Origin of the sequence: Prosthecobacter dejongeii (genome assembly GCF_014203045.1) — a bacterium.
In the GTDB taxonomy this organism is placed as follows: domain Bacteria; phylum Verrucomicrobiota; class Verrucomicrobiia; order Verrucomicrobiales; family Verrucomicrobiaceae; genus Prosthecobacter; species Prosthecobacter dejongeii.
In genome coordinates this window covers 99,729-121,439 of record NZ_JACHIF010000010.1, presented here as the reverse complement: position 1 = coordinate 121,439, position 21,711 = coordinate 99,729, and the positions used below count along the sequence as shown (strand labels likewise).

10 protein-coding genes are annotated in these 21,711 nt (G+C 53.1%); 1 reads left to right on the top strand and 9 read right to left on the bottom strand.

The window, feature by feature from the left end; genetic code table 11:
- Nucleotides 1-14: 14 nt before the first annotated feature.
- The 9 genes from HNQ64_RS19900 to HNQ64_RS19860 form a co-directional block, all read right to left on the bottom strand.
- Nucleotides 15-6,038, bottom strand: coding sequence for a DEAD/DEAH box helicase (locus tag HNQ64_RS19900; RefSeq protein WP_184211981.1), 6,024 nt, complete (start codon nt 6,036-6,038; stop codon nt 15-17).
- The gene (locus tag HNQ64_RS19895; RefSeq protein WP_184211979.1) at nt 6,035-9,649 is read right to left on the bottom strand and encodes a hypothetical protein; all 3,615 of its coding nucleotides are present in this window, start codon (nt 9,647-9,649) and stop codon (nt 6,035-6,037) included. Before HNQ64_RS19895 ends, HNQ64_RS19900 begins: the two co-directional genes overlap by 4 nt.
- A gap of 6 nt (nt 9,650-9,655) precedes the next feature.
- The gene (locus HNQ64_RS19890) at nt 9,656-10,060 is read right to left on the bottom strand and encodes a DUF488 family protein, N3 subclade (protein WP_184211977.1); all 405 of its coding nucleotides are present in this window, start codon (nt 10,058-10,060) and stop codon (nt 9,656-9,658) included.
- Nucleotides 10,061-10,082: 22 nt separating this feature from the next.
- Nucleotides 10,083-11,342, bottom strand: a complete 1,260-nt coding sequence (locus HNQ64_RS19885; protein ID WP_184211975.1) for a hypothetical protein — start codon at nt 11,340-11,342, stop codon at nt 10,083-10,085.
- Nucleotides 11,343-11,383: 41 nt separating this feature from the next.
- A complete protein-coding gene (locus HNQ64_RS19880; RefSeq protein WP_221305512.1) occupies nt 11,384-12,589 on the bottom strand; it encodes a restriction endonuclease subunit S in 1,206 nt (401 codons plus the stop codon).
- 5 nt (nt 12,590-12,594) lie between these two features.
- A complete protein-coding gene (locus tag HNQ64_RS19875) occupies nt 12,595-14,118 on the bottom strand; it encodes a class I SAM-dependent DNA methyltransferase (protein WP_184211971.1) in 1,524 nt (507 codons plus the stop codon).
- Nucleotides 14,119-14,140: 22 nt separating this feature from the next.
- Nucleotides 14,141-15,394 (bottom strand): hypothetical protein, encoded by a 1,254-nt coding sequence (locus HNQ64_RS19870; RefSeq protein ID WP_184211969.1) that lies wholly within the window; start codon nt 15,392-15,394, stop codon nt 14,141-14,143.
- A 7-nt stretch (nt 15,395-15,401) separates the two neighbouring features.
- Nucleotides 15,402-18,788, bottom strand: coding sequence for a DEAD/DEAH box helicase family protein (locus HNQ64_RS19865; protein WP_184211968.1), 3,387 nt, complete (start codon nt 18,786-18,788; stop codon nt 15,402-15,404).
- Nucleotides 18,789-19,003: 215 nt separating this feature from the next.
- Entirely contained in the window at nt 19,004-20,503 is a 1,500-nt protein-coding gene (locus tag HNQ64_RS19860) for an RNA repair transcriptional activator RtcR family protein (protein WP_184211966.1), read from the bottom strand.
- Between the two features lie 333 nt (nt 20,504-20,836).
- Between HNQ64_RS19860 and HNQ64_RS19855 the strand changes: the two genes are divergently transcribed.
- Nucleotides 20,837-21,631: an SOS response-associated peptidase gene (locus tag HNQ64_RS19855; protein ID WP_184211964.1), complete on the top strand. Its 795-nt coding sequence runs from the start codon at nt 20,837-20,839 to the stop codon at nt 21,629-21,631.
- Nucleotides 21,632-21,711 lie beyond the last annotated feature (80 nt).

The following is a 21,711-nucleotide window of genomic DNA, read 5'->3' as shown; positions in this document are numbered from 1 at the left end:
TGTGCGTAGATTGGCTAGTTCTCGTTGTTGAATCGGCAAACAAACAGGCGGGTTGTCTCGCGTTCATCCATCAGGATGTCGATACCTCCCGTCATTTCGATGATCACTTTTTTGCCCTTTGCTTTACCCGTGGGTGGTGTTTCGGCAGTGATGAGTCGATCATGGTAGTCGCGTTCGCAGCCTCTTGAAAGCTCACGAAGCTTCTCATCGAATCGAACCTTGGACCAGAACTTGTGGGAGCAAAACCACTGTTTGATTTCCTTGAGGTTTGCCCGCCACTCCTCACGTTCCCTTGTGCCACCATGTGGCGAAACGGGACCGACAATTATCCGCAACTCTGAAGGAGCACTGCTTCCTGATGCGGTAAACATGTCAGCCAAAAGCGAGAGAAAATCCCTCAGAGAGTTCTTGTTAGACGCTTTTGCTACAACGTAGCGATCTTGAATTGAAATGACTTTTGGACTGTCTCGAAGCAGTTCATCAAGAACAGGCTTGAGAGCCGTCGTAGATTTGCGGTGAGGCTCCAACAGAAACCGCTTGAGCTTGTTGTCTGCTTTTTCGGTTGAGGTATCCACCAATTGCGTCTTGCCCAGCCATTCATCCAGCTTTCCGATGGGGATCTCAGTGCACATGAGTGGTTCGGGAAACTGGGAGCAATCAAGCAAGCCAGGGCTTCCGTGAAGGCAATGAATGCCAACCCAATGAAGTGATCCAGGGAGACGTAGCGCTGCCATCGGAGTCAACACACCACTCAGGGCATCAGGGGGGATCTTCGCAATCTTTAAGCGGTCCGTCCGCAGATCTTCCTGGAAGGCTTCGACGAAGCGTCTTGCCTTAGGCAACTGGAAAGCGGTGAAGTCAGGAATCTGAGCGGCAATAACTTGGACTGCTTTTCCTGTTCCTAACCATTCCCGAAGGTGGCCCGCGCCGAGAAGCAGCGCTTGGATATGAGGCTCCTTGGAGCTTACCGCATCCGGCTCATATGAGATTGCTCCACTGAAGTCGCCAAGTCTCTTGCTGAACCAGACGATCTCGACAGCCTGATTCACCAACGAGCCAAAATCAGCTCCTTGAATCTGCTTCGCCCCCATGGCTAGGAAGGGGTCGTCTTGCTTGTAACTGAGAACTTTGGTGACGTAGTTTGCAGCTTCTTCTCTGCGGAACTTGTCCCAATAGAACTGATTCGAGTAGCTGCGCAGGCAGGACGAGCATCCAGTTGTGCAGTGCTTTGGGCATTCCAAAACGCGACTTGCCTCGTTGAAGAGTCGCTTAGCCCCAAAGTTTTTGACCTGTCCGACATATCCCGCACCACCAGATACGGAGTCTGACAGAATGATCTCAAGATGGCCGGGACCAGTCCAACGGAATGAAGCCGTTACCTCGCCATCGGGAACTGAGAGAATCTCCACACAGCCCAGACGCAGCGCTTCTACCACGGTTCGCGCTACCTCATCCCTGAAGTCCAAGGGGCTCACCCCATTAGGAAGATCTATGGGGAGCTCAATACTCAAACCTGTGCGGATCTGGAGAACGTCGGTGAAGAAAGTATGCGCCAGATCAAGGGTGGTAGAACGGGCGGCAGAAGTGTCTTGAGCTTCGTTACTTTCGCAGGGCTTGCCAGTCCTTGGATTGTCATGTGCGCCCAGTGTCTGGCTAGCCTTCCGCTTCATCTGAGTAGCCGCACAACGATTACATTTCAGGAATCCATTGCTTCGCCCCTGATTGATCACCACCATCCGCCCTGCACGGGAGTCTTGATAAGCCATAGAGACATGTGTCAGATCTGTGCTTTGGAAGGCACTCTCTGCTGCGTTGCCTATGAGCATTTGCTCCAATGCAGGTGGTGGCTTGATCCGGCGAACTCCAGGCTCAAATCCATCCTTTTCCTTCAAGGAAGTCACAAATGATAATGGCTCGATGTATCGCCGTGGAAAGCCCTCAAGTGCAGTGCCGCAAGCAGGGCAAGCCGTGGGGATCAGTGAGCGATCAGGCTGCTGTTCGATGTGTCGGCACTGCGCGCACACTTTGTAGTGCATGGTCGGCATGAAGGCGCGGGGATTGGCATCAATGCCGCGTGAGATCCAGACCCTTCCATTGGCGACGACCTCTGAGTCAGGGGCGTATTCCACAATACCAACGCGAGCATCTCGATTCAGCTCAATATCATCACCCCCTTGACCTCCAAATGAGCCATCGATCACCTCCAGTTCTATACTGTCCACTGGGAAGGAATACGTCGGGATTGCTCCATGCTTCGAGAGATAGTTGATCATCTGCTGGTTAGCCAGTCTGAGCGCCTGATTCTGATTTCTTGACGCCACTTCTGGCTGCCCTTCATTCATCGCCTGATCTCGTCGGTCCCAGTAGAAGCTGTAGCGATTGCTGAAATTGTCCGCGACACTCGAAAGCAATTCAACGAAAGCTGATTTTAAGCGTTGCCCGTCGAAGACCAAACGTGAGGATTCATCATCACTTAGATCAGCAATGATCTTCTTGTATAAGTCAGAGGCAGCCTGAAGGGCATTGACAGAGGATTCCGAATCTGCCCATGCAGTCAGCTTCGATGAAAAGGCAGCAACTTCGTTCAGTCCAAATGGTGTAGGGTGGTCCGTGGACAGCCTGCCATCTTTCATCCCGATCCTTGCCAAACCGAACAACTGCCCAATTTGAAGGCCGTGCTGATCAAGACCATTATGTTGAAGATAGTCAGAGAGAAGCAGTGAAAACTGATGCCTCATCAAAAGGCGTTCATTCGCCAGATGAACAAAGGGTGTTCTTGGGGGCTTGCGGAGGAAAGTCTGGGCCTCGTCAAAAGTGGTCTGATCGTAACGGCGATTTCGTGCATACGTCAGGCTAACAGGTGCCCCTTGTCCACGTCTGCCAGCTCGACCGGCACGTTGTTGGTAGTTGGCCACGCCAGGAGGAACGTTTCGCAGCATTACAGCGGAGAGATCCCCGAGGTCGATACCCATCTCCATGGTTGTGGAGCATGAGAGAAGGTTCAGTTCTCCTTTTTTGAAGCCGCTTTCGATCTTTTCCTTCAAATCAGCGCCAAGAGCTGCCGTGTGCTCTCGCGCCAGTAGTGTCGGGATGGGCTTCTTGGAACGATACAATTGCTGATAGTGATTGCGTCCGGTTTCCTCGTTCCACTCTGCCACTGGAATCTGTTCCATGACGCCAGAACATTTCCATCGTAGGCACTGGTTTGCCAGGTGCCATCGACTCCGGGTTCCACATTTAGTGCACCGATAGACTGGAGCATCATCCTCTCCCAGCTTCAGGCGCAATATTCCAGGCCGAAGAACCAAGGATGTGGCATCGCCATCTGTCGGATGCTCCATCCCACTGCTGTCAGTGTCTTCGGTAAAGACCTTCCAGAGGTTCGACAACAAGGCACTCCAATCCGCTATGCCGAGGCGGTCGCGCAGCACATGAACGAATCGGTTTGAGAAGGGTTGCCCGTTGGGTCGAATCTGTGGCAGAAGATTGAAACGATGCTCCTCAGATTGCAGACGATATACCCTGTCAAGTTGGGCGTAATGACCCCAATAGAAATCATTCACAGCACTGATACCCGAAGGCATCTTGATGGCACGATTGGATCTCATCACATCCAGGATAAACCGGACAATCTCAGCTCCATTGCCGTGAATGATTCCAGCTTTCTCAGCGATTTCAGCCAAGTTCAGCGTGTATCTCACTTCCACGATGCCAAGGTCCTCCAGAGAGGAACGTGCTCCTCCTGGGGTGCAGAACTCGCCCAACAGTAGTGCTTTAAAATGTTTCCCTGCATCTTCTGGCTTCAGGGGACGACCGTTCTCATCCGTAAAGCCTTTTCTGAGCAACCCATCGTCCCCCAGTGAGGTGGCAATATCCATCAGACTGGCTGTTCCATCTTGCTTCTGTAAATCGCGCACCACCCGCCAACGCATTAGGATTTCCTCATGGCTCCGCTGAAGGCTAGGTGCGAAAAACGCAGCATCCTGACGATTGTCACTAAACACTAGCAAGGCTCTCCCTTCGCCAGGATAACGCTCTCCTCCCTGCTTCTTGGGGATAGCTTCATACAGCGTGTCACAGATGGTTGCAGAAAGGGCCTGATCCCCAGGGTGGAAGGGAGTGATGATCTCTGTTCGCTCCACACTCCCACATGAATGACAGTGGGTGACACGAGCTGTTCCGCTCAGTTTGTCGTCATCATCTTCCTTTGCCATCTGTGCCCGCCAAGTCTTGATCCATTCGGATTCGTCTTCTCCTTCTGGAAGGAAGTCGCAGCACTTTCCCAATTCGGGATGAATGAAGCATTCATGCTCGTTGTGAGAATCAAGTAGCGGGTCGGTATCGCTGTCAGGTTCATCATCTGCTAGAACCACTGAATCCTTGGGGCGAAGCCAGAAGACGCTGCGCTTCAGCCCCTTGCCTCGCTCAGGCTGGATCATCTGCCTGCCTGTGCTTTCCCAACCCTCGAAGTAGAGTTCGCCACACTTGCGGCAGGTCAGCAGGCGAAACCTAGGAGTCTGTGTATCGGCGTCACGAAACTCGCTGGTTAGCCGAAGGTTGATGGCATGCTCTTTGGAAACTGTGGCAGGTGCCAGTTGGATAGTGGCATCTTCCACACCCTTGGTAAAAATGTGATACCGAGCCGGAAGTAAGGGGTAGCCTTCAGGTGTCTCACGAGCATAGGCACCTATTGTGACCATGGCTCGCAGGGCATCCTGGCGATCATGATTGCTGCCTGTGGCACCGAAAATACGATCCGCGACCTCAGAAACCAGAATGCTGCCCTCGGTGGCGAGAATCTCTGCGAGTCTTTGAATTCCCGGATCTGCACCCAGAGCTTTAGAAAGGGCTTGAGGCAGACTTTCCTGGGTGTCGTCCACCAAAAGGTCGATCTCCTCACTGATCACCGCCTCATTCCAAGCGGTGATGGCCTCGGCTGTAGCCTTGATCTCTCTGACCCGTGACAGCAGATCCTTTAGCTTGCGCCATTGCGGCATCGAGAATTCAGAAGCGTGTGGTGCTGTGCTCAGCAAACGATGGCGCTGACGAGCTGCCTTGATTGGCCCTTCAAAGGGTGCGTTAAACAGGCGCGAAGCAAAGGCCGCCACCTTTTTCTCCTCACCCGCTTCAGATGAGAGGCTCGCACTGGTTCCCACACAACGAACATCTTTGTCCTTGGCATAGCGATTGACCAGCTTGCGCAGAAGCATTGCCACCTCAGTGGCCTGAGTTCCTGCGTAGCTATGCAGTTCATCGAGGACGAGAAACTTCAAATCAACACCGTGAAACAGAGGGCGATTATGAGGAAGCAGCAATAGATGCTCCAACATCGCGTAGTTGGTCACCAGAACGTTCGGAGGTGTCTCCAACATTTCCTGGCGTGACAGTAACCAGTTTTGAGGGATGCCCTTTGGGAAGAGTTGTTTAATGAAGTCGCTAGCAAGCAATTGTTCCTCGATCTTCTTACGCGACATGTCGGCCCGTGTTTGTCCAGTGTAGCGTCCAACACTGAGACCATAGTGAGCCAGCTTGTCAGCGAGGATCGGAGCCAGTCGCTGGTAGAGTTGATCGTTTGCCAATGCGTTTAGCGGGTAAACAATAATCGCACGAATGCCCGGTTTACCAGACAGGTTCGCTTTGAGCAGGCAGTCAATGAGGGGGAAAAGAAAGCACTCTGTCTTTCCGGAGCCCGTTCCTGTCGCCACAACGATGTTCTTTTTCTCGGTAACCACCTGCCGAATGGACTTCTCCTGATGCTCATGTAATGGGCGCTCGAAGACCGGTGATCCTAGATGAGCGAAGCCCTCGTGAAGCATACCCTTCTCAACAAGCTGCTTCAGCGAGAGGCCCTTGGGGAAGTCGGGGATGGCTTCCAGAAATGGGCCTTTGATGACTGTCTCAGGCTTGTTGATAAGTTTCTCTGCTTGAGCACGCAGGCTAGGGAAGCGGCGACTGATGGGCAATGCCGTAAGCAAGTAGCGGTGAATACGCTGTTGCAGCTCATCCTGGAGAGCAATGGGATCAATTTCGCGGCTCATGATACTGGTGGAATTGAAAGGGTGAAGAGAAGGAAATAGAAGGAAAATAACTCAGGAGCGGTCCCCAGAATGAGAGCCACCTGCGCTTGCACTTTTTCTTCGAGTTCTGAAGCCTGCAGGTGTGTGGCAATGAGGCTTTGCAGATGCGCTGAGGCTTGTGAAGTCGTGATGACACCGGCGTTCTTCGCTCGGAAAACCAAGGCAACAAAGCAACAAGCCCCCATCAGATTGCACAGAAGCTCTCTTCGGTGCAGATCATGAGCCATAAGATCGGATTGGGTCAGAGGGCGTAGAAGCACTTCCGCAGGTGCCCCAGATAGGCGTGAGCCCAGAATGGTGCGAATTGACGTCAGCACTTTGTCTTTTGAAGCCCAAAGGTGTGAAATAGGACCGCTCAACCAGTGGCCAAATTCCTGTTCAGACACGCTGAGTAAAACGTCAGCCCTCCGCTTCGCCTTGGAAAGGCATGAAATGAAGTGCGTGACCGACATCATTTCAGCGTCACCGCCGTCATTGTTGAGTGCACGACCAACACATTTATCGGCAATTTTGTTCGACCATTCATTGTAGCGGAAGTCCCCCAGCTTCACCGGGTGATTAGCCATCAATTGCGGCCATTTGGTGAAATGCGATAGAAAGACCGAATCAACCCTCCTGTCCGCACACGCTTGGCTGACGTAACCTAAAGCATCAGATGCACCACGGCCCTCATAAAGACTTGCCTCATGGAAGGCTTTCGCCACGCAGCCAGAATCCGCAATCGTTCCAAGATCACATCCTTTCAGAGGGTTTGATGCCATCTTGAGGCTATTGGTTAGCAGCAGGCAGGGCATGATCACAGGTTGGACTTCATCTGCATGTTTTTGAATCTCTTGAACAGCATGTGCCCACCACAGGTTTTTTTCGGCTTCACCTTGGATCAGGCAGATGGAGGAAAGGCGATTATAGAGAGATTTAAAGCGATGCCCGTTCTGGTGCCAGACAGGTGTCGGATATTTACAGGCGAGCAACCATTGGACTCCATCTAGCCATCTTCCGAGTTGCTCGCTTCTGAGCTGCCAGGCCCCTGAGTTGGCAGCAAGTGGCTCCATGGGCTTGCCCCAAAAGAGGTCAGCCAGAACAGATGGTGATTCACTGGATACGGGTGTCCCGCCAATGAAGACAAGACGTGTCACCGCGAGACGACCATGGGACTCTCGACTCATGACGGGCTGCCAGACGTTGCTGTCGCTCAGCAGACATTCCAGCTCAGTGACCCATACAGAACCGCGCATTTCTTCCCGGTCAAATGACACACGAACTTGTGCCAGGTTGTCGGGTTTTCGTCGGACTGAGCATGAGAAGCTTTTGCCCAGCGAGACTTCCACATTGGATTCGACTTCGATTGGGATTGGCAAAGAGACGACGCCTTCTGCTTCCTCGCCGGCAACCAGGCTGGCAAAGTCATATAGCTTCATCCGCAGACCAGCTAAACCGCTGACGGAGACCTTGCGTATAAGCCACACAACCTGCGTTCTGTCACTTGGCTCTAAACGGCATTCCCTGGCAGTCTGAGGTGTCCTCCAGTTGAGAACTGTCCATGTTCTATCGCCGGGAATATCAATCATCGCCTCGGCTTTCAAAACACCTGTCCGACCATGCTCAGCAGCGATGGTGCTCAGGAATCTCGATACCAGAGGTTTATCTGAGGAGATTTCACCGAGGGAGACACCGTTGCAGGTGAGGCGAACAGGCAGCAGACCTCCTGTGCGAAACTGAACCACACGATTGTCTTTAGATAGCACTTCCACCTCAGAGCCCTCTTCAAGCTCAGTCGGCGCACCATCCGCACTCACTACCGTGATTCGCACTCGATTGGCGGGCACTTCCCATCTCTCTGAATCCAGTCGTCCAAGCCCGGTGAAAGCGAGTTCGGCTTTTCCGCCTCTCGTTCTAGGGCGGATCAGTGCTTGCTCATGTATCCTGAATCCTTTGATGGGACCGAGATTGGAAGGCAGGTTCTCACAGTAAAAGTCACCGTAGATGGAGATTCTTTGCAGTCCCTTCCAGTGGAAAAACTCCTGGGTCATTCTGCTGCCATCGCACTCTAGGCAAACGGTGATGGCATGGACTGCTGGTGGCAGCTTGGCTAGCCACTGTGTTAGCAACTCTCCTGCACTCGCAAGTCGAAAGCCCTCGCGCAATGAGCCGGAGGGACACACGACTGACTCATTGAATCCAGCATCCAATCGTGTTGAGAAGTGCAAGGTCGCCGGAGTCTCACACTTTGCGGGGATGGCGCAGGTCAGTTCAGGACCTCTACCATAGTTGACCCTCACATCCGTCCCCTCCACGGATCGAACTGCCCTGAAGACGTGATCATCTACTTGGCTCAGATATAGACCTGGGCGCACTTTGGCTTTGAAAGTCCAGATGTGGCCTTCGTGCTCGACGATCACGGGTTCGCTACCTGGTGTCGTTTCAATACGAATAAAACGCGAATCACCAGCCTGTTCCTCGGCGTGATCACTTTTCACCTCGGATGCCTCATCGAGCACGATCAGATAGATCTGACCAGGCGTCAGCTCAATGGAGTGATTGATCGCCCCTCCCAACTTTCGCTCTTTCCCCGTAAGGGCATCAAAAATTCGGAAGCCACGATCTGCAGGGATACCAGCTTGAAGATGATAAGTGATGTTCTCCCGCTCGTCCTTCAGGTGCGCAAGTATCACATCAAACTCAGTCCCTTCGATCCCAAGATCCTCCAAGGGAATCGGGGGACGCTCAGATGAAGCTCGATACTGCTGTCCGGCCACAAGCCAGCGAGTATTGGAGTCTGCCACGCTCGAAGTCTGTCCGGGTAGGACGAGCTGCAATTGTCCTTCAGTCTCATCAAACTGAATGTAGGGACTTCGCAGAAAGACACCCCGTCCCTTTTGTTCTTGAAGCAGTGGCTTGATATGAGCCGGGAACAAAGAGTCATCTCTCGTCAAAAGCCAGCGGACCAAACGCCTCACCAAGAAGGAGCCGACTGGTGATTGCAGCGTCTTTCGCAGCCTTTGCTGGGCGGGATGGACTTTCTCCGCGAGATACATGGCGAACGTCCTCGCCCTGTCTGCGTCATCAGGGTCGGGCAATGGCTTCGTCTTCTGTGCGCTTTCTAAAGCCCCACGTAATGGCTCGATGTAGTGAGGAAGAATTGCTCCATGAAACAAGTAGCAGCCGCCCTTCCAATGTAGATCATGATCAGGTGAAATGGTGCCCGTTTGAAGTCCAAGTCTTTCAAGACTGGACAGGAACTCATGCGCCAAGGTCTCCCGATCCTGGGGTGGCGGAAAAAATCCAAAGGCAGACTGCCACGCACCGTAAAGAGCGCTCGAACCAACCTCGTCGTCCTGCAATCCAATTGGGGCAGCAACAGCGAGCCCGTAACAGGTGAGGGCCGGGTATCGGTTCAGGTAGTGGCTGACACTCAGAAAACTCGGGCGATTCCGCAAGAACTGCAAAACATCCTGCTGAGCACTCTCATCCACGTCGAGAAAGCCCAGCAAGGCATCTTCGGGCGAAGTCTGGATGGACTTCGCGATCTTGATGGCAAGCGCCTGTTCGAGTTGGTCGGGAGAGGCAGACATGACTCATCAGGTGGTTGCGGCTTTACGGATGAGGGTGTGGAGGAGATAGCGATGGCAGCGCTTCTCATTGGCGCAGTAGCAGCCGATGGCGATAGGTGTTTGGGCAGCCAGTTTGGCGAGGAGGAGAAGGGTCTGGCGGCTCTCGGTATTGCCGAGCATCTCACGTTCGTATCGGGCCTTGAAAATGGGCCAGAGGGTTTCCCAGTCAGCACCCTTCTTCTCCTGTTGTTTCATGTCGTCCAGCAGCGTTCGGCTGGGTGCCAGGGTGGGAAGCCAGACATCGAAGTAGTTCTCCTTGGCGTAGTTCTTCTTCAACACACCGCGAGGCAGGAACCGGACGGTGCCAATTCGCAGACCTTCACCGCACTTGCGATCAGTACCTGCTTGGTAGGTTTTGAGACGGAGGGGCATGATCAGTGGAAAAAATGCGTCACTATTCTGCCTTCGTGGGCTTGGGTTGTGCCCTCAGAAGAGTGCTTATCTTATCGAGTGGCGAAGCGTCAGCAGACTGCCCCTGAAGCAGCCGCAACGGATCGTTGCCGAGAATGGATATGGTAACCAAGGCTAGCTTGTTGAGAGCATTGCCAGCATCGGAATCATCCACCTCTCGGAGGTGCTCCATGTGATCGCGATAGCCAGCAAACGCCATGGAGGTGGCCTCTTTGAACGCATAATCCTCTTTCAGGCGGAGAACATTTCCATACTGAATAGCACTGAACCATCCCAACCAGATCAACGGTGAAGCGAGAGGAATCCTGAAAAGCAGATAGCTCCAGATTTCAGAGGGCGTGGATGTTGGTAGGCCCAATTTGATGCTCCAGGCGAATACGATCAGAGTGATAACACTCCCCAGGAACACGGCGGCCCATCCCGTCTGCGACCATCCAAAGCGGGTCCGCTGTTGATTAAATGCGGATGCCAAGCCTGCGCTTGTTCCACGAGGTAACAGTTCGTCCAGCAGCTTCTGCTGCTGATCAGCCTTGTTGGCAATGTCCTGAGCGTGCTTGGCCTGCTCTTGAAGCTGAGATTGAAGCGTCTCGTTCTGTTTGATCAATCCATCCAGACGGTTCTTTAGGGCTTCGATCTCCGTATGGCCCTCCTCAATCTCTTCCAGATGCGTCGATGCGCTGGCTGATTGCTCAGCGAGTTTGGCAACGGCCGTTTCAATCTCTGTCGCAGCGGTTTCAACCGCAGAGGCACGTTCATCAACCAATGCGGCTGTGGCCTCCGACTTTTCCAGCAATGCCATCTTCTTCCCCAACTCTCCCTGCGCTGTATGCATCAATGAAATGTGCTGGCTCAGTTCACCTCCCAGCTCACCAATGCTTTTGTGTGACTCCGCTTTATCGGAAAATGTGCAGGCTGCAGTAATGGGCGCAATGCACTGTAAAAGTTGCGTGAAAAAAGCTGGGAAATGGGCAGCGGGGTTTCCTTTCAGATTTTGAGCGTGCTGAGAAAGGCCTGTGAGAGAGGATGCCAGTTGAAGTCTGACAATCGGGTAGATGGGGCGGAAGCCGTGAGGTGCACGGTTGCTTGAGGCCCATTTAAGGATGGTCTGAACAGCCTCATCACACTGTTCAACACTGCACCCTGGCGCAACGCTTTCGACGATGCTCGAATTGGCCTGAAGGATGGGCAGGCTTGCGGCCCACGCTTCCGTGATTGTTTCAATTGCTGGATTCAGCTCAGGCATATGAGGAGTAAGTTTTAGGGGTGTGGAAAATCAGCGTTACATCAAAGGAGCCCGCTGAAGGCGCGTTGTTGAAGGGACGAAAAGAGTGCTGAGCTTTGGAGTTCTGCCTTCCTCGCGATGGCATGCGCATCTTTTGCCTTCCTGAAAATGGCAGTGAACTGTTTGCGAAGATTCTCGGGGGGGAGCATCACAGGCGTTTCCTTGATCTGTTTGATGTTCAATGTTGGCTGAGCCACCACCCGAATCTCATTCTGAAAATAGTTCTGAAGATGTGGCATCCGCAAAAGCCCAAGGATGTATTCGGCTTGAATATCTGCGCGAAGATTAATGCGGGCGACTGCTCTAGCGATGTTTGCGCCTGCCAGTTTCGGCCCGGCGATCATGGTGCTACCCACGGCTCCAACACAACCGATGAGGACTTCACCACCATGGAGACGCGAGCGATCGTATTGCTTGTCGATCTCCTGGCTGATCTGTTTGAGACGCTGGGGTTCCTGCACTTCAGCATCAACATCACCCGCTCTTATGAGGGGTATGCCTCCTGGAACGTGTTCGCCCGGTTGAACGACTCCATAGTTGATCACATCATCATCAGGGATTAGGTCGGCAAGTCTCTTAACCTTCCACGAATGTGGATTGCTTCCGGGATCACCAAACATGTCGAGGAAGACGGAGCGCAGGAAGTCGTCGGTGAGCCGGAGAGCTTGCTGGCGCTTTCGGCGGATCGCGTCGGCTTTGTCCAGAATGGCGGCGATGCGCTTTTGTTCGTCAAGATTGGGCTTCCCATTTTGGAAAGGCATTGGAACGGACAAGGTTTTTAGATTTCCACGCGAAATCCTTTGTCTGGTCGTGCCGGTTACATGCTGATGGATTTGAGTCGAAAACACCGGCGCATTCAAGGCATGCATCAAGTAACGCGGTGCTATTTTGTGAGGGTTGGGTCGCATTATGCAGACGTCGACCACTGTAACCGCAGGCGTTAGGCCGCCGGGATATTCACAACATCTTCCGATAGGATCTGGCATTCGTGCAAGCAGCACATCGCCTTTCTTGAGGAAAGTGCACTTCAACTCGACCGCCGTTTCCTTTGTCATGAATCGCGAAGACTTGTCGACCCAGTAACCCACACCAATGTCAGCCAGTTGTGTGAGGCGCACAGCTCCGCTCGGATCTTGGTCCTTTGTTTCAACCCAATCCCCGTCGTTGAAGACTTCCGCATCTTCGAGAAGCTTTTCCAATTTTATCATCTCTGTCATTTCAACAGCCCCTCCAGTTCATTGATGTCTGCAAGAATACTCAGCTCCAGCTCCCGCAGATCGCTGAGGATGGCCTTGGGGTGATCATACACAGCTTCTACGTGACTAGTCTCTTTGTAGCGGTTGAGTGAGAGGTCGTAGTTATTGCCTTGGATCTCACAGACTGGGACGAAGAAGTGACGTGCGGTGCGATCAGAGGGCTTCTTCGGATCACGGGATTTCCATTGCGCTACGAGATCGGGAAGGTCGTTCTTGTCAGGCTGCGGGGTGCGTTTGTCATCAAGGCTAAAACCATCCGCCTGCACGTCATAAAACCACACATTGTCCGTGCGGCCTCCCTTGGTGAAGAAGAGAATGGCGGTGGAGACGCCAGCGTAAGGCTTGAACACCCCAGAGGGGAGTGAGACAACCGCCTCCAACTGATTCTCATCCACGATCATCTGGCGAACCCCGAGATGAGCCCCACTGGAGCCAAAAAGCACTCCATCCGGCACAATCACAGCGGAGCGACCTCCTTGGTTCAACATCCGCAGGATGAGCACCAAAAACAGCAATTCGCTTTTCTTGGTCTTGACCCGGCTGCGGAGATTGGGGTCCATGTTGTCGGCATCAATGGTGCCTTTGAAGGGTGGATTGGCGGGCATGACATCGAAGCCATTCGACGCCTGTTTTGGGAAGCGCTCGGCAAAGCTGGTGTTGAGGGTGTCCTGATACTGGATGCTGGGGGACTCGATGCCGTGAAGCAGCAGGTTCATGGCGGCGATACGCAGCATGGTCTGGTCGAAGTCGAATCCATAAAGCATGTCGTTTTGTATGTGGTCCCGGTAGGGCTCCAAGAGATCGCCGGGATAATGCTTCTCAATGTGCCCATCATCGTCACGCTCCTCCTCCACCAATTCGGGGCTGGAATACTTCTGCTTCAGGTAGTCCATGATACCGACCAGGAAGCCAGCGGTGCCACAAGTGGGATCACAGCAGCGTTCGGTGGGTTTGGGATCGAGCATCTCGATCATGGCACGAATGATGTGACGCGGTGTGCGGAACTGACCCGCAATGCCTGCCGTGCTCAGCTTTGAGAGCAGGTATTCATAGAGGTCACCTTTGGTATCGCCCTGAGTGAGAGGCAGATCCTCAATGGCATTCACAGCGCGAACCAGGAGGTTGCCATTGGGGATCAAGCAGTTGGCATCCTTCAAGAATCGGCCGAGAGCTGACCGGTTCACGATCTCTGTCCGCATGAAGAGGAAGAACTCATCACGCACGATCTTGAGCATTTCATCGCCACCCCGGTTGCGGAAGTGGGACCAGCGTAGGTGCTGTTTATCAGCCGGAAAGGTACCTTCAAAGGGACGGTTAAGCTTTGCCGCACGGCTCTCATTGCGAGACTCCGTGAGATCAAGCAGCCTGGCAAACATGAGGTAGCTGATCTGTTCGATAACTGTGATCGGATTGGTGACGCCACCGGAGTGAAACTCCAGCCAGAGGGCGTCGATTTTGGATTTGAGGCGGTTGGTGACCATGAGGGAATTCGTTATTCTTGAGTTATGATTCTTGATCCGTGGGTGTGGAAATCGGGATGGTACCGTAATAGTCCCAAGCAATGTGCAAAGGCAGGGCCTCACGAGGTGTGGTGTCCTGCAACGGCAAGATTCCCGGGTAGTCTTTGGTGATCTCTGTTGCCAAATGAGCCTCACCAAACCGCTTTCCATCTTCCGCAAGGGAGAGCAGAGCCTCGGCATCGTCGATCCGCTGCAACTGTAGCATTCCAGTCGCATTTCGCAGCTTTTCTGATCGCAGTGCTGCTAGGTCATCCTCGGAAATGGAAGCAACACGAACGATCACTTTGTCGCCAATGCCATACTTCTTCTGCCACTCTTTGGCGCGGGTGGCGACCTTCTCATTAAGCACCAGCAAGTAGCCGACAGCTTCATCTCCCACATCCTCAAAATCTCGGATAGCCATCACGAGCCGAAGAAAGTCGAGTTCGAGTTTGGGTGCATTCGCACCTCGCAGATCAAGACACGACTTAGCCATCCCCAGCACATGCAAGGAGCGAGCGGGCGCATCAGGCAGGCTAGCACCTGCCGATACTGCGATTGAACGCATCATGTCGGTCGCATTTCTATGCAGGTAATCCGACCAGCGATCTGTGCTGAAGTATTTCCCACAGTGCTTGATAAAGTGGATAGGGATCCGAGTGCCATCCATCACGAGACTAGCCGTGCGTGCGTATGCTGAGCCGACCTTTTCGATCCATTCGACCGCCACGTGCTCGCGCTGCTCAGCAGCCATAACACCGTTAAAGTGATTGGCCGCCTCGACTCCGATGAACAGGACATGGTCAGGCCTCAGGACCTGCACGACTACAAGAAACGCCCGCCAGCCTTTCCAGTAATCTTCCCACGTTGGACGCTCCGGGGCACCATCACGGAACCACATGGGACGCTGCACGATGTTGAAAAAAGCAACGTGACTCCAGAACGCCTCACGGTCCTTTGGGCTAAAGAGGAGCTGATGCATTGTGCTCAGTGTGCGGGTGCTCCACTCGTTGTGAACCAAGCTTTCAGATACAACCGCACGCGTGTAGCTTTTGTCCTGCATGAGTTCCTCGATCTTACGCGGAACCTCGTCTGCTTTCTGCTCATTGGAGTAGTGCGATTCAGCGACGATAAGCACCTTGCGACCAGCAGGGAGTTTGCTATATGCGCTCCCCACCCAGGGAACCCACGTCAAAGCGGCATTGGCTGCCAGGTCATCGTCAAAGCAGCTTGATGTATATGGATCGGTGTAATTCATCGGAAATTTAGGCGGTAACTTGGTTGATGTCATTGAGCAGCGACAGGAGGTCATCGACCTGTTGGGAATTGGTAAACACACCATCGACGCCGCTGCCGTGAATGGTGGTGAAGGGGGCTTCCCAGAGCTTCTCCAGTTCAATCGCGCCGTAGCGGGAGATGTAGGACTTCAGGAGTTCCAGGAAGCGAATTTGATTGGCGTTCAGTGCTGGATATTTCTGGACGAAGACGCGGAACTTCTCGTCCACCTTATCAGCTTCCAAGCCAATGATCTGCCGTATGGCGAGGTCAATGCGCTGGGCTTTGTTGGGATAATGGATGAGAAGCTCGTCCAGGTGAAGGTCCGGGTCCTGAAGCAGGACATCGGTGGTGAGTTCTTCGAGATCACCAGCAGCCACAGGCAGCCCCGCACGAATCTTCTTCAAAGCGGTGCTATCCTCCATGAGGGCACGAAGCACCCCTTCCACACGACTGCGATAATGAGCAAGGTCGAGACCTTCCAGCTTGGGCTTGTGCTGATTGACCTGAAACTCGGTGGCATCTTCACGCAGATTCAGAATCAGAGGTCCAATGGGAGTTACCGTGCCCTTCTTTTTGAAGCGCATGATACCGCGAAGTTCAGTGCGCAGAACTTCCAGGTCGGAAACAGTGGCGGTCTCGTAGTATGCCGTGGACTTGGCTTTTTGAATGGTCGGTAGCTTCTCCGCCACCTGAGTCAAATTGATGGGGAGATCGGAAACCTGATTGATGATGGTGTCTCGAATGTCTGCGGCGGCGGCTGACTTGGTGAGCTTGGAGTCCTGGAGATGAGTGACCAACAGATCAAACTGATGAGCCGCCTCACTGCCACGCACATCCCGCCATTGCATCAGAGGTGCGATGTCCTTTTTGAGCACTGCTACGGTGGCCGTCTGGAATCCTGGCAGGACGCCATCTTTCTGGACACCCTTCACTTCTTTCCACTTCTCCCGGACGGACAGGCAGTCTGCAGGAAGGGACGCTACATCCGCAGCCAGTAGCTTGGTGGCAAGTTTAAGAGCATCTAAATCCTGGGTGCTGATGGCTGTCTCGCCAAGTTTGATACGGGCCTCGAACAGAATCTCCGGCAGGCTTTTGCCTTTGGCTGGCTCCTCCTCCTTCACCAGTTCGTCAAAGTATTCAAAGTTGCCCCAGTGGTCGAAGACCTGGAAGAACTGCTTGTCCTTGCCGGGGCCAAAGAGATCGAAGCAAAGGCGTGTGCCACGACCGATCATCTGCCAGAATTTGGAATACGACTTCACCGGCTTGGCAAAGACGAGGTTCACAATTTCGGGGATGTCGATGCCAGTGTCGAGCATATCCACGGACACGGCGATGGTGATGTTCTTGGTGCCATCGTTGCTTTTGAGATCATCAATGAGCTGCTCAGCACGTGGCTCGTAGTTGTCGATCCTGACACAGAAGTCTCCACCGAACTGTGGATACATCTCATCAAACAGGGAGACGAGCAGCTTGGCGTGGGTGTGGTTGCGGGCGAAGATGATGGTTTTGCCAAGACGAGTCCCATCTGCGTTCCTGATGCCGTTTTCCATCAAGTTACGAATGATCTGCTTGTCGGTGTCCTTGTTGAACACCGCACGGCTGACCTGTTCACGGCTGAAATCAATAGATTCAGGATCATCCACCTGATCATCCAGCTCTTCCTGCTGTTCTTTGGTCAGGTCTTTGTATTTGATGCCATCGCGCAGGAACTTGGTGGTGTGCTTGATGACCTTGAACGGGCACAGGTACGGCGGATCATGTGTCACCGCCTCCTCGTAGGTGTAGTTGAACGTGGGGTCGCTCGTCTCGCAATCAAACAGGCGGTAGGTGTTGCGGAACACGAACTTCACTGGCGTGGCGGTGAGGCCAACCTGGTAGGCATCGAAGTAGCGGAACAGGTCCCTGTAGCGATTGTAAATGCTTCGGTGGGACTCGTCCGCGATGATCAAATCGAAGAAGCCCACATCAAAATTCTGGAAGGACTTCATCATCGCCGGATAGGTGGCTAGGTAGATGCGCTTGTTTCGATCCTGCGCCGTGCGGCTATTGACGATAACCGTAGGCTCAGAGGGCAGATGGTCGCTAAAAGCATTCAGAGCCTGTTTGCGCAGCTCTCTGCGGTCACAGAGGAAGAGGATGCGCTTGGCCCAGCGCGCACGAATCATCAGCTCGCACAGACCGATAGCCACACGAGTTTTGCCTGTGCCTGTCGCTTGAATGATAAGGCCTTTGCGCCGCCGCCGATCAAAGGTCTCAGCCACACGCTTGTTACCTTCGATTTGGTAGAGGCGGTCAATGATGGCTTCTTTTGGATTCAGCGAAGCCAACTGCGATACACGTTCCTTCGTCTGAAAGAGGCAGTATTGAAGGCTGTCAGGGGAATAGAAGCCGAACAGAGGGCGTGGAGGTTCGCCTTTGGCATCGTCCCAGATGAATATCTCGTAACCGTTCGAGTAAAAGATGACTGGGCGCTGCCCATACATTTTCTCCAGACCATCCGCATAGTATTTGGCCTGCATCTTCCCTCTTTCAGCATCCACAGCGGTCTTCTTGGTTTCGAGGACGCTCAGGGGTTTGCCATTTTCATCCCAGAACACATAATCGGCGTATCCGATGCCAGAAGCCGTTGGCTGATGCAGCACTTCAACTTCCTGTCCTACCTGACTCGTGCTCTTGCCTCGTGGACCCACATTCCAACCAGCAGCCGTGAGCTGTTCATCAATGAGTTTGAACCGTGTTGCCTCTTCACTGAATTCGAGAACGCTGGCAGCCTGCTGTGCTTGCTTGAGGATGAGCTTAATTTCATCCTCGGACTTCTGTGCTGCTTCTGCCTGACTGCGCGCTGTCTCCAAGTCTGCCAGTAGCTTTGCCATCAGGGCTTCCTGCTCTGCTAACTTCTGTAGAGCTGCCCGGTTCTCTTTTTTCAGTGAGACTGCTGCATCAACCGTATCCGGAGTGATGGTTTTCCAGGGGGAAACCAGATCGAGACGGCCGCTATCCAGTGAGAGGTGAAGCCATTTCCCTAGATCATGAGCCTCGCGAACCAGCTCGATGATCTTTCCTGGAGGCAACGGGTGCAGGGTTCCATGGGCGGCATGGTTGCCCTTGATCCTCAGGAGGTGAAGTTTGTCCTGAACAACCGCTGGTGTGATGGCCTTGAAGGAAGAGTCATTGAGCAGGTCATTCAGATTGCTCTGATAACCCATCTGCAACTGATGATGAGCAAACACTGCTTTCACCAGTGACTCAGCAAAAGTGCGGAGCTTCACCAGAGCACTGGTGAGATCTGTGAAGGCGTATTGCTCTGCAAACCCGCCCAGATCGGCGAGTTCACGACGCTTAGCCCGGAGGAACTCGAAATTAATGGAGGTCATGACACAAGGCAGCGATCCCGCTTTTGCAGGGGATGGTTGAATTGGTGCGGTAGTTACCGCTGCTGGAGACGAGGTGTCCATGACTTGGTATATACATTCGCTCGTTGCGTGCCAAGTGGTGTGAGACCACCTGAAGGCCTTGTAAATCAATGGATTGAGGTTGTTTAACGCTTTTCATGGGCGGTGAGAAAATCAATTTCCGTTGATGTTTGCATCTACTTTTGTTTACCTTCTCGGGCCTTTAGGTGCTGGTTCACTGCCTGAGGAGTAAGGCCGAGGAGTCTCGCTGCTCTGGCTTGAACATGATCCGATTTCTCCAGAGCACGCTCAATCAGGCGGTTCTTGGCATCATCAAGAAATGACGTGAGACTGAAACCTTCTTCGGGTTCAGGTAGATTCAAAGCCTGCGATCCGACCAAATATTCGTCGAAGCGTAGATCATCAGCCCCGACGACCTTTCCTGCGCAGAGCATGGCAGACTGGGTAATGACTTTGCGAAGCTCACGCACATTTCCTGGCCACGAATACTGGGAGAGTCTGGCGAGAGCATCCGTCGTGAGGCGTCGTTGCTTTTGATGTCGAGCATTCCAACTATCCAGGATGTGCAGAGCTAGTTGCGGGATGTCGATACGGCGCTGACGTAGAGCAGGGATATTGACACTGGTGCCAAAGCGCTGGTAGAGGTCCTCCCGGAAACTGCCATCGCAGACCATGGCTTTGAGATCCCGATTTGTGGCGGCGATCACCTTCACATCAATCTTCACGGGCCTGTTTGTCCCCACGGGCTCAATCTCGCCTTCCTCAAGCACCCTAAGCAGCTTTGCTTGCGCACTCAAAGGCAACTCTCCCAATTCGTCGAGGAAGATGATCCCGCCATCTGCTGCTTTGAATTTTCCCTGCTGATCAGATGATGCGCCGGTGAATGCACCTCGTTTGTGCCCGAAGAGTTGGCTCTCTACCAAGTTCTCTGGAATACTGCTGCAATTGATGGTGATGAGTGGCCTGGTGCCGCGTGAGCTGAGGTTGTGGATGAACCGTGCGAAGTATTCTTTCCCGGATCCCGTCTCGCCAAGCAGCAAGACATGAACATCGTCATACTGGGAATACACATGGGCCTCACGGAGGGCTTTTATGAAGGCCGGATCTTGTCCAACAATTCCAAGCTCTCGACACGCTTGGGCGATGACCTCGGTCTCATCATCTTCACTTTTGGCCTCACGGATCGGGCGTGTGATCTGTGGGAATTCTGGCTGCGTCAGATCAATCTCCTTAACGCGAGGTTTACCCTCAAGGACAAATTCGGGAGGCGTTGACTGAAGTATGGTCGCAGGTATCTCACCACTTGCAGACAGAAGTATCCAACTGGCATGCATGTGGGGGGTGCCAGACGAAACAGAAATCGAGTAGTTGGCATCAGGATGGGCAGCCCTGATCTTTTTATAGTGCCCACGAAGTTGGCGTAATATGCCAAGGTAATTCGTGGGGTCCTTCAGTGGCACATCAAGCACCGTGACTTTTGTCTTGGATTTGCGCTCAACAATGGCCTTACGGGTCTCCTCCGATTTCTCTGCAAGCCTGGGAGTGCTGAACAAGTAAACATGGTCAAATTGCCTCTCTGCCACCACCGTTAGAACCGGCCCGGTCCCCATTTCTCCCTCCACGGCAGTGGGAACAAACGGATCGTGGAATCCCGTGAAGCTCAGGAGGATGTTCATTGTGACATTTTACTAGCATCAACCGGCCTTTGAGGGAAGATCAATTCACGTTGATGCTGAATCTGATGGAAATCTACGACCGGTCGTAAATCTGAAAGGCAGGGAGGACATCCTTCTTGCACCGAGAACAGGGTTTTGGAGTTGCGCCCTATTGGCTCTAGATGGCTAAATTTAATGCCACAAGTCTTCTCTTGAGCTGGTGTTTTTGCAATCTTAATACTGAAATCTCATGATGGTTGCGATGTGCTGCCAAGACGCAGTGAATGCGCTAAAGATCTAGAAAAAAGCACAAGAAAGCCAAAGCTTGAGCAGGTTTATTGATACTATCCATCCATGTGCGGTCGTCTCAATCAGTTTGCGAAGCTCCCTGCGTTGTCTCTAGCGGGGCGGGCTTTGCGTGTGGAGCGACGGAAAGACTCAGGGAAGGAGGATGTGCGTTCTCAGGCTCCTAGCATTCACAATTTGTGCCCCACAGATTATGCTGATGTTTTGACGATGGAGGAAAGTGAACTCGTGGCGACACGGATGCGGTTTGGCCTCATTCCTAGCTGGGCAAAAGGTGGCAAGGCGGAGGTGAACAAGAAATTCAGGCTCACGTTCAATGCCCGGTCCGAGACGATTTTTGAATTGGCCTCCTATCGTCAGGCAGTGATGCAAAGACGCTGCCTTGTTCCTGTGACCGGCTGGCATGAGTGGCCCGACCGTGGCACACCCTATTTCATTCACAATGCGGACGGGTCTCCTCTGCTGCTGGCTGCTATCTGGGATGTTTGGCAAAGCCCTTTGGCTGAGGATCAGGCTTCAGGCCCTATGCATACCTCAATGAGTGTGGTGACGACGCCTCCGGGCCGATACATGGCCAAGTTCCATGACCGTAGTCCGCTAGTTTTGGACGGTGAAAGGGCTTTGGCCTGGTTGTCACCTGGACAAGCAAAAGAGGAGCTGCAGTCTTTTTTCCAGCCTTACGAAAGTGAGCTGTTGGAGGCTTACCGGGTGTCGAATGCTGCTTTGCTGCCTCAGAATAAATCCGCAGAATCTTTGGTTCCCATTAGCTCGCCCGTTCCTCAAATGGATGATGTGTCGGTCGCGGACGAAAATGAGACGCCTGAATTGGGATTGGAATTGTGATGCACCTCGGTCCTTCACATCATCCAATGGTTGATGTTCCTTGTTCCTTTTTGGTTGTAAAACGGTCGTGTTCTCCCTGG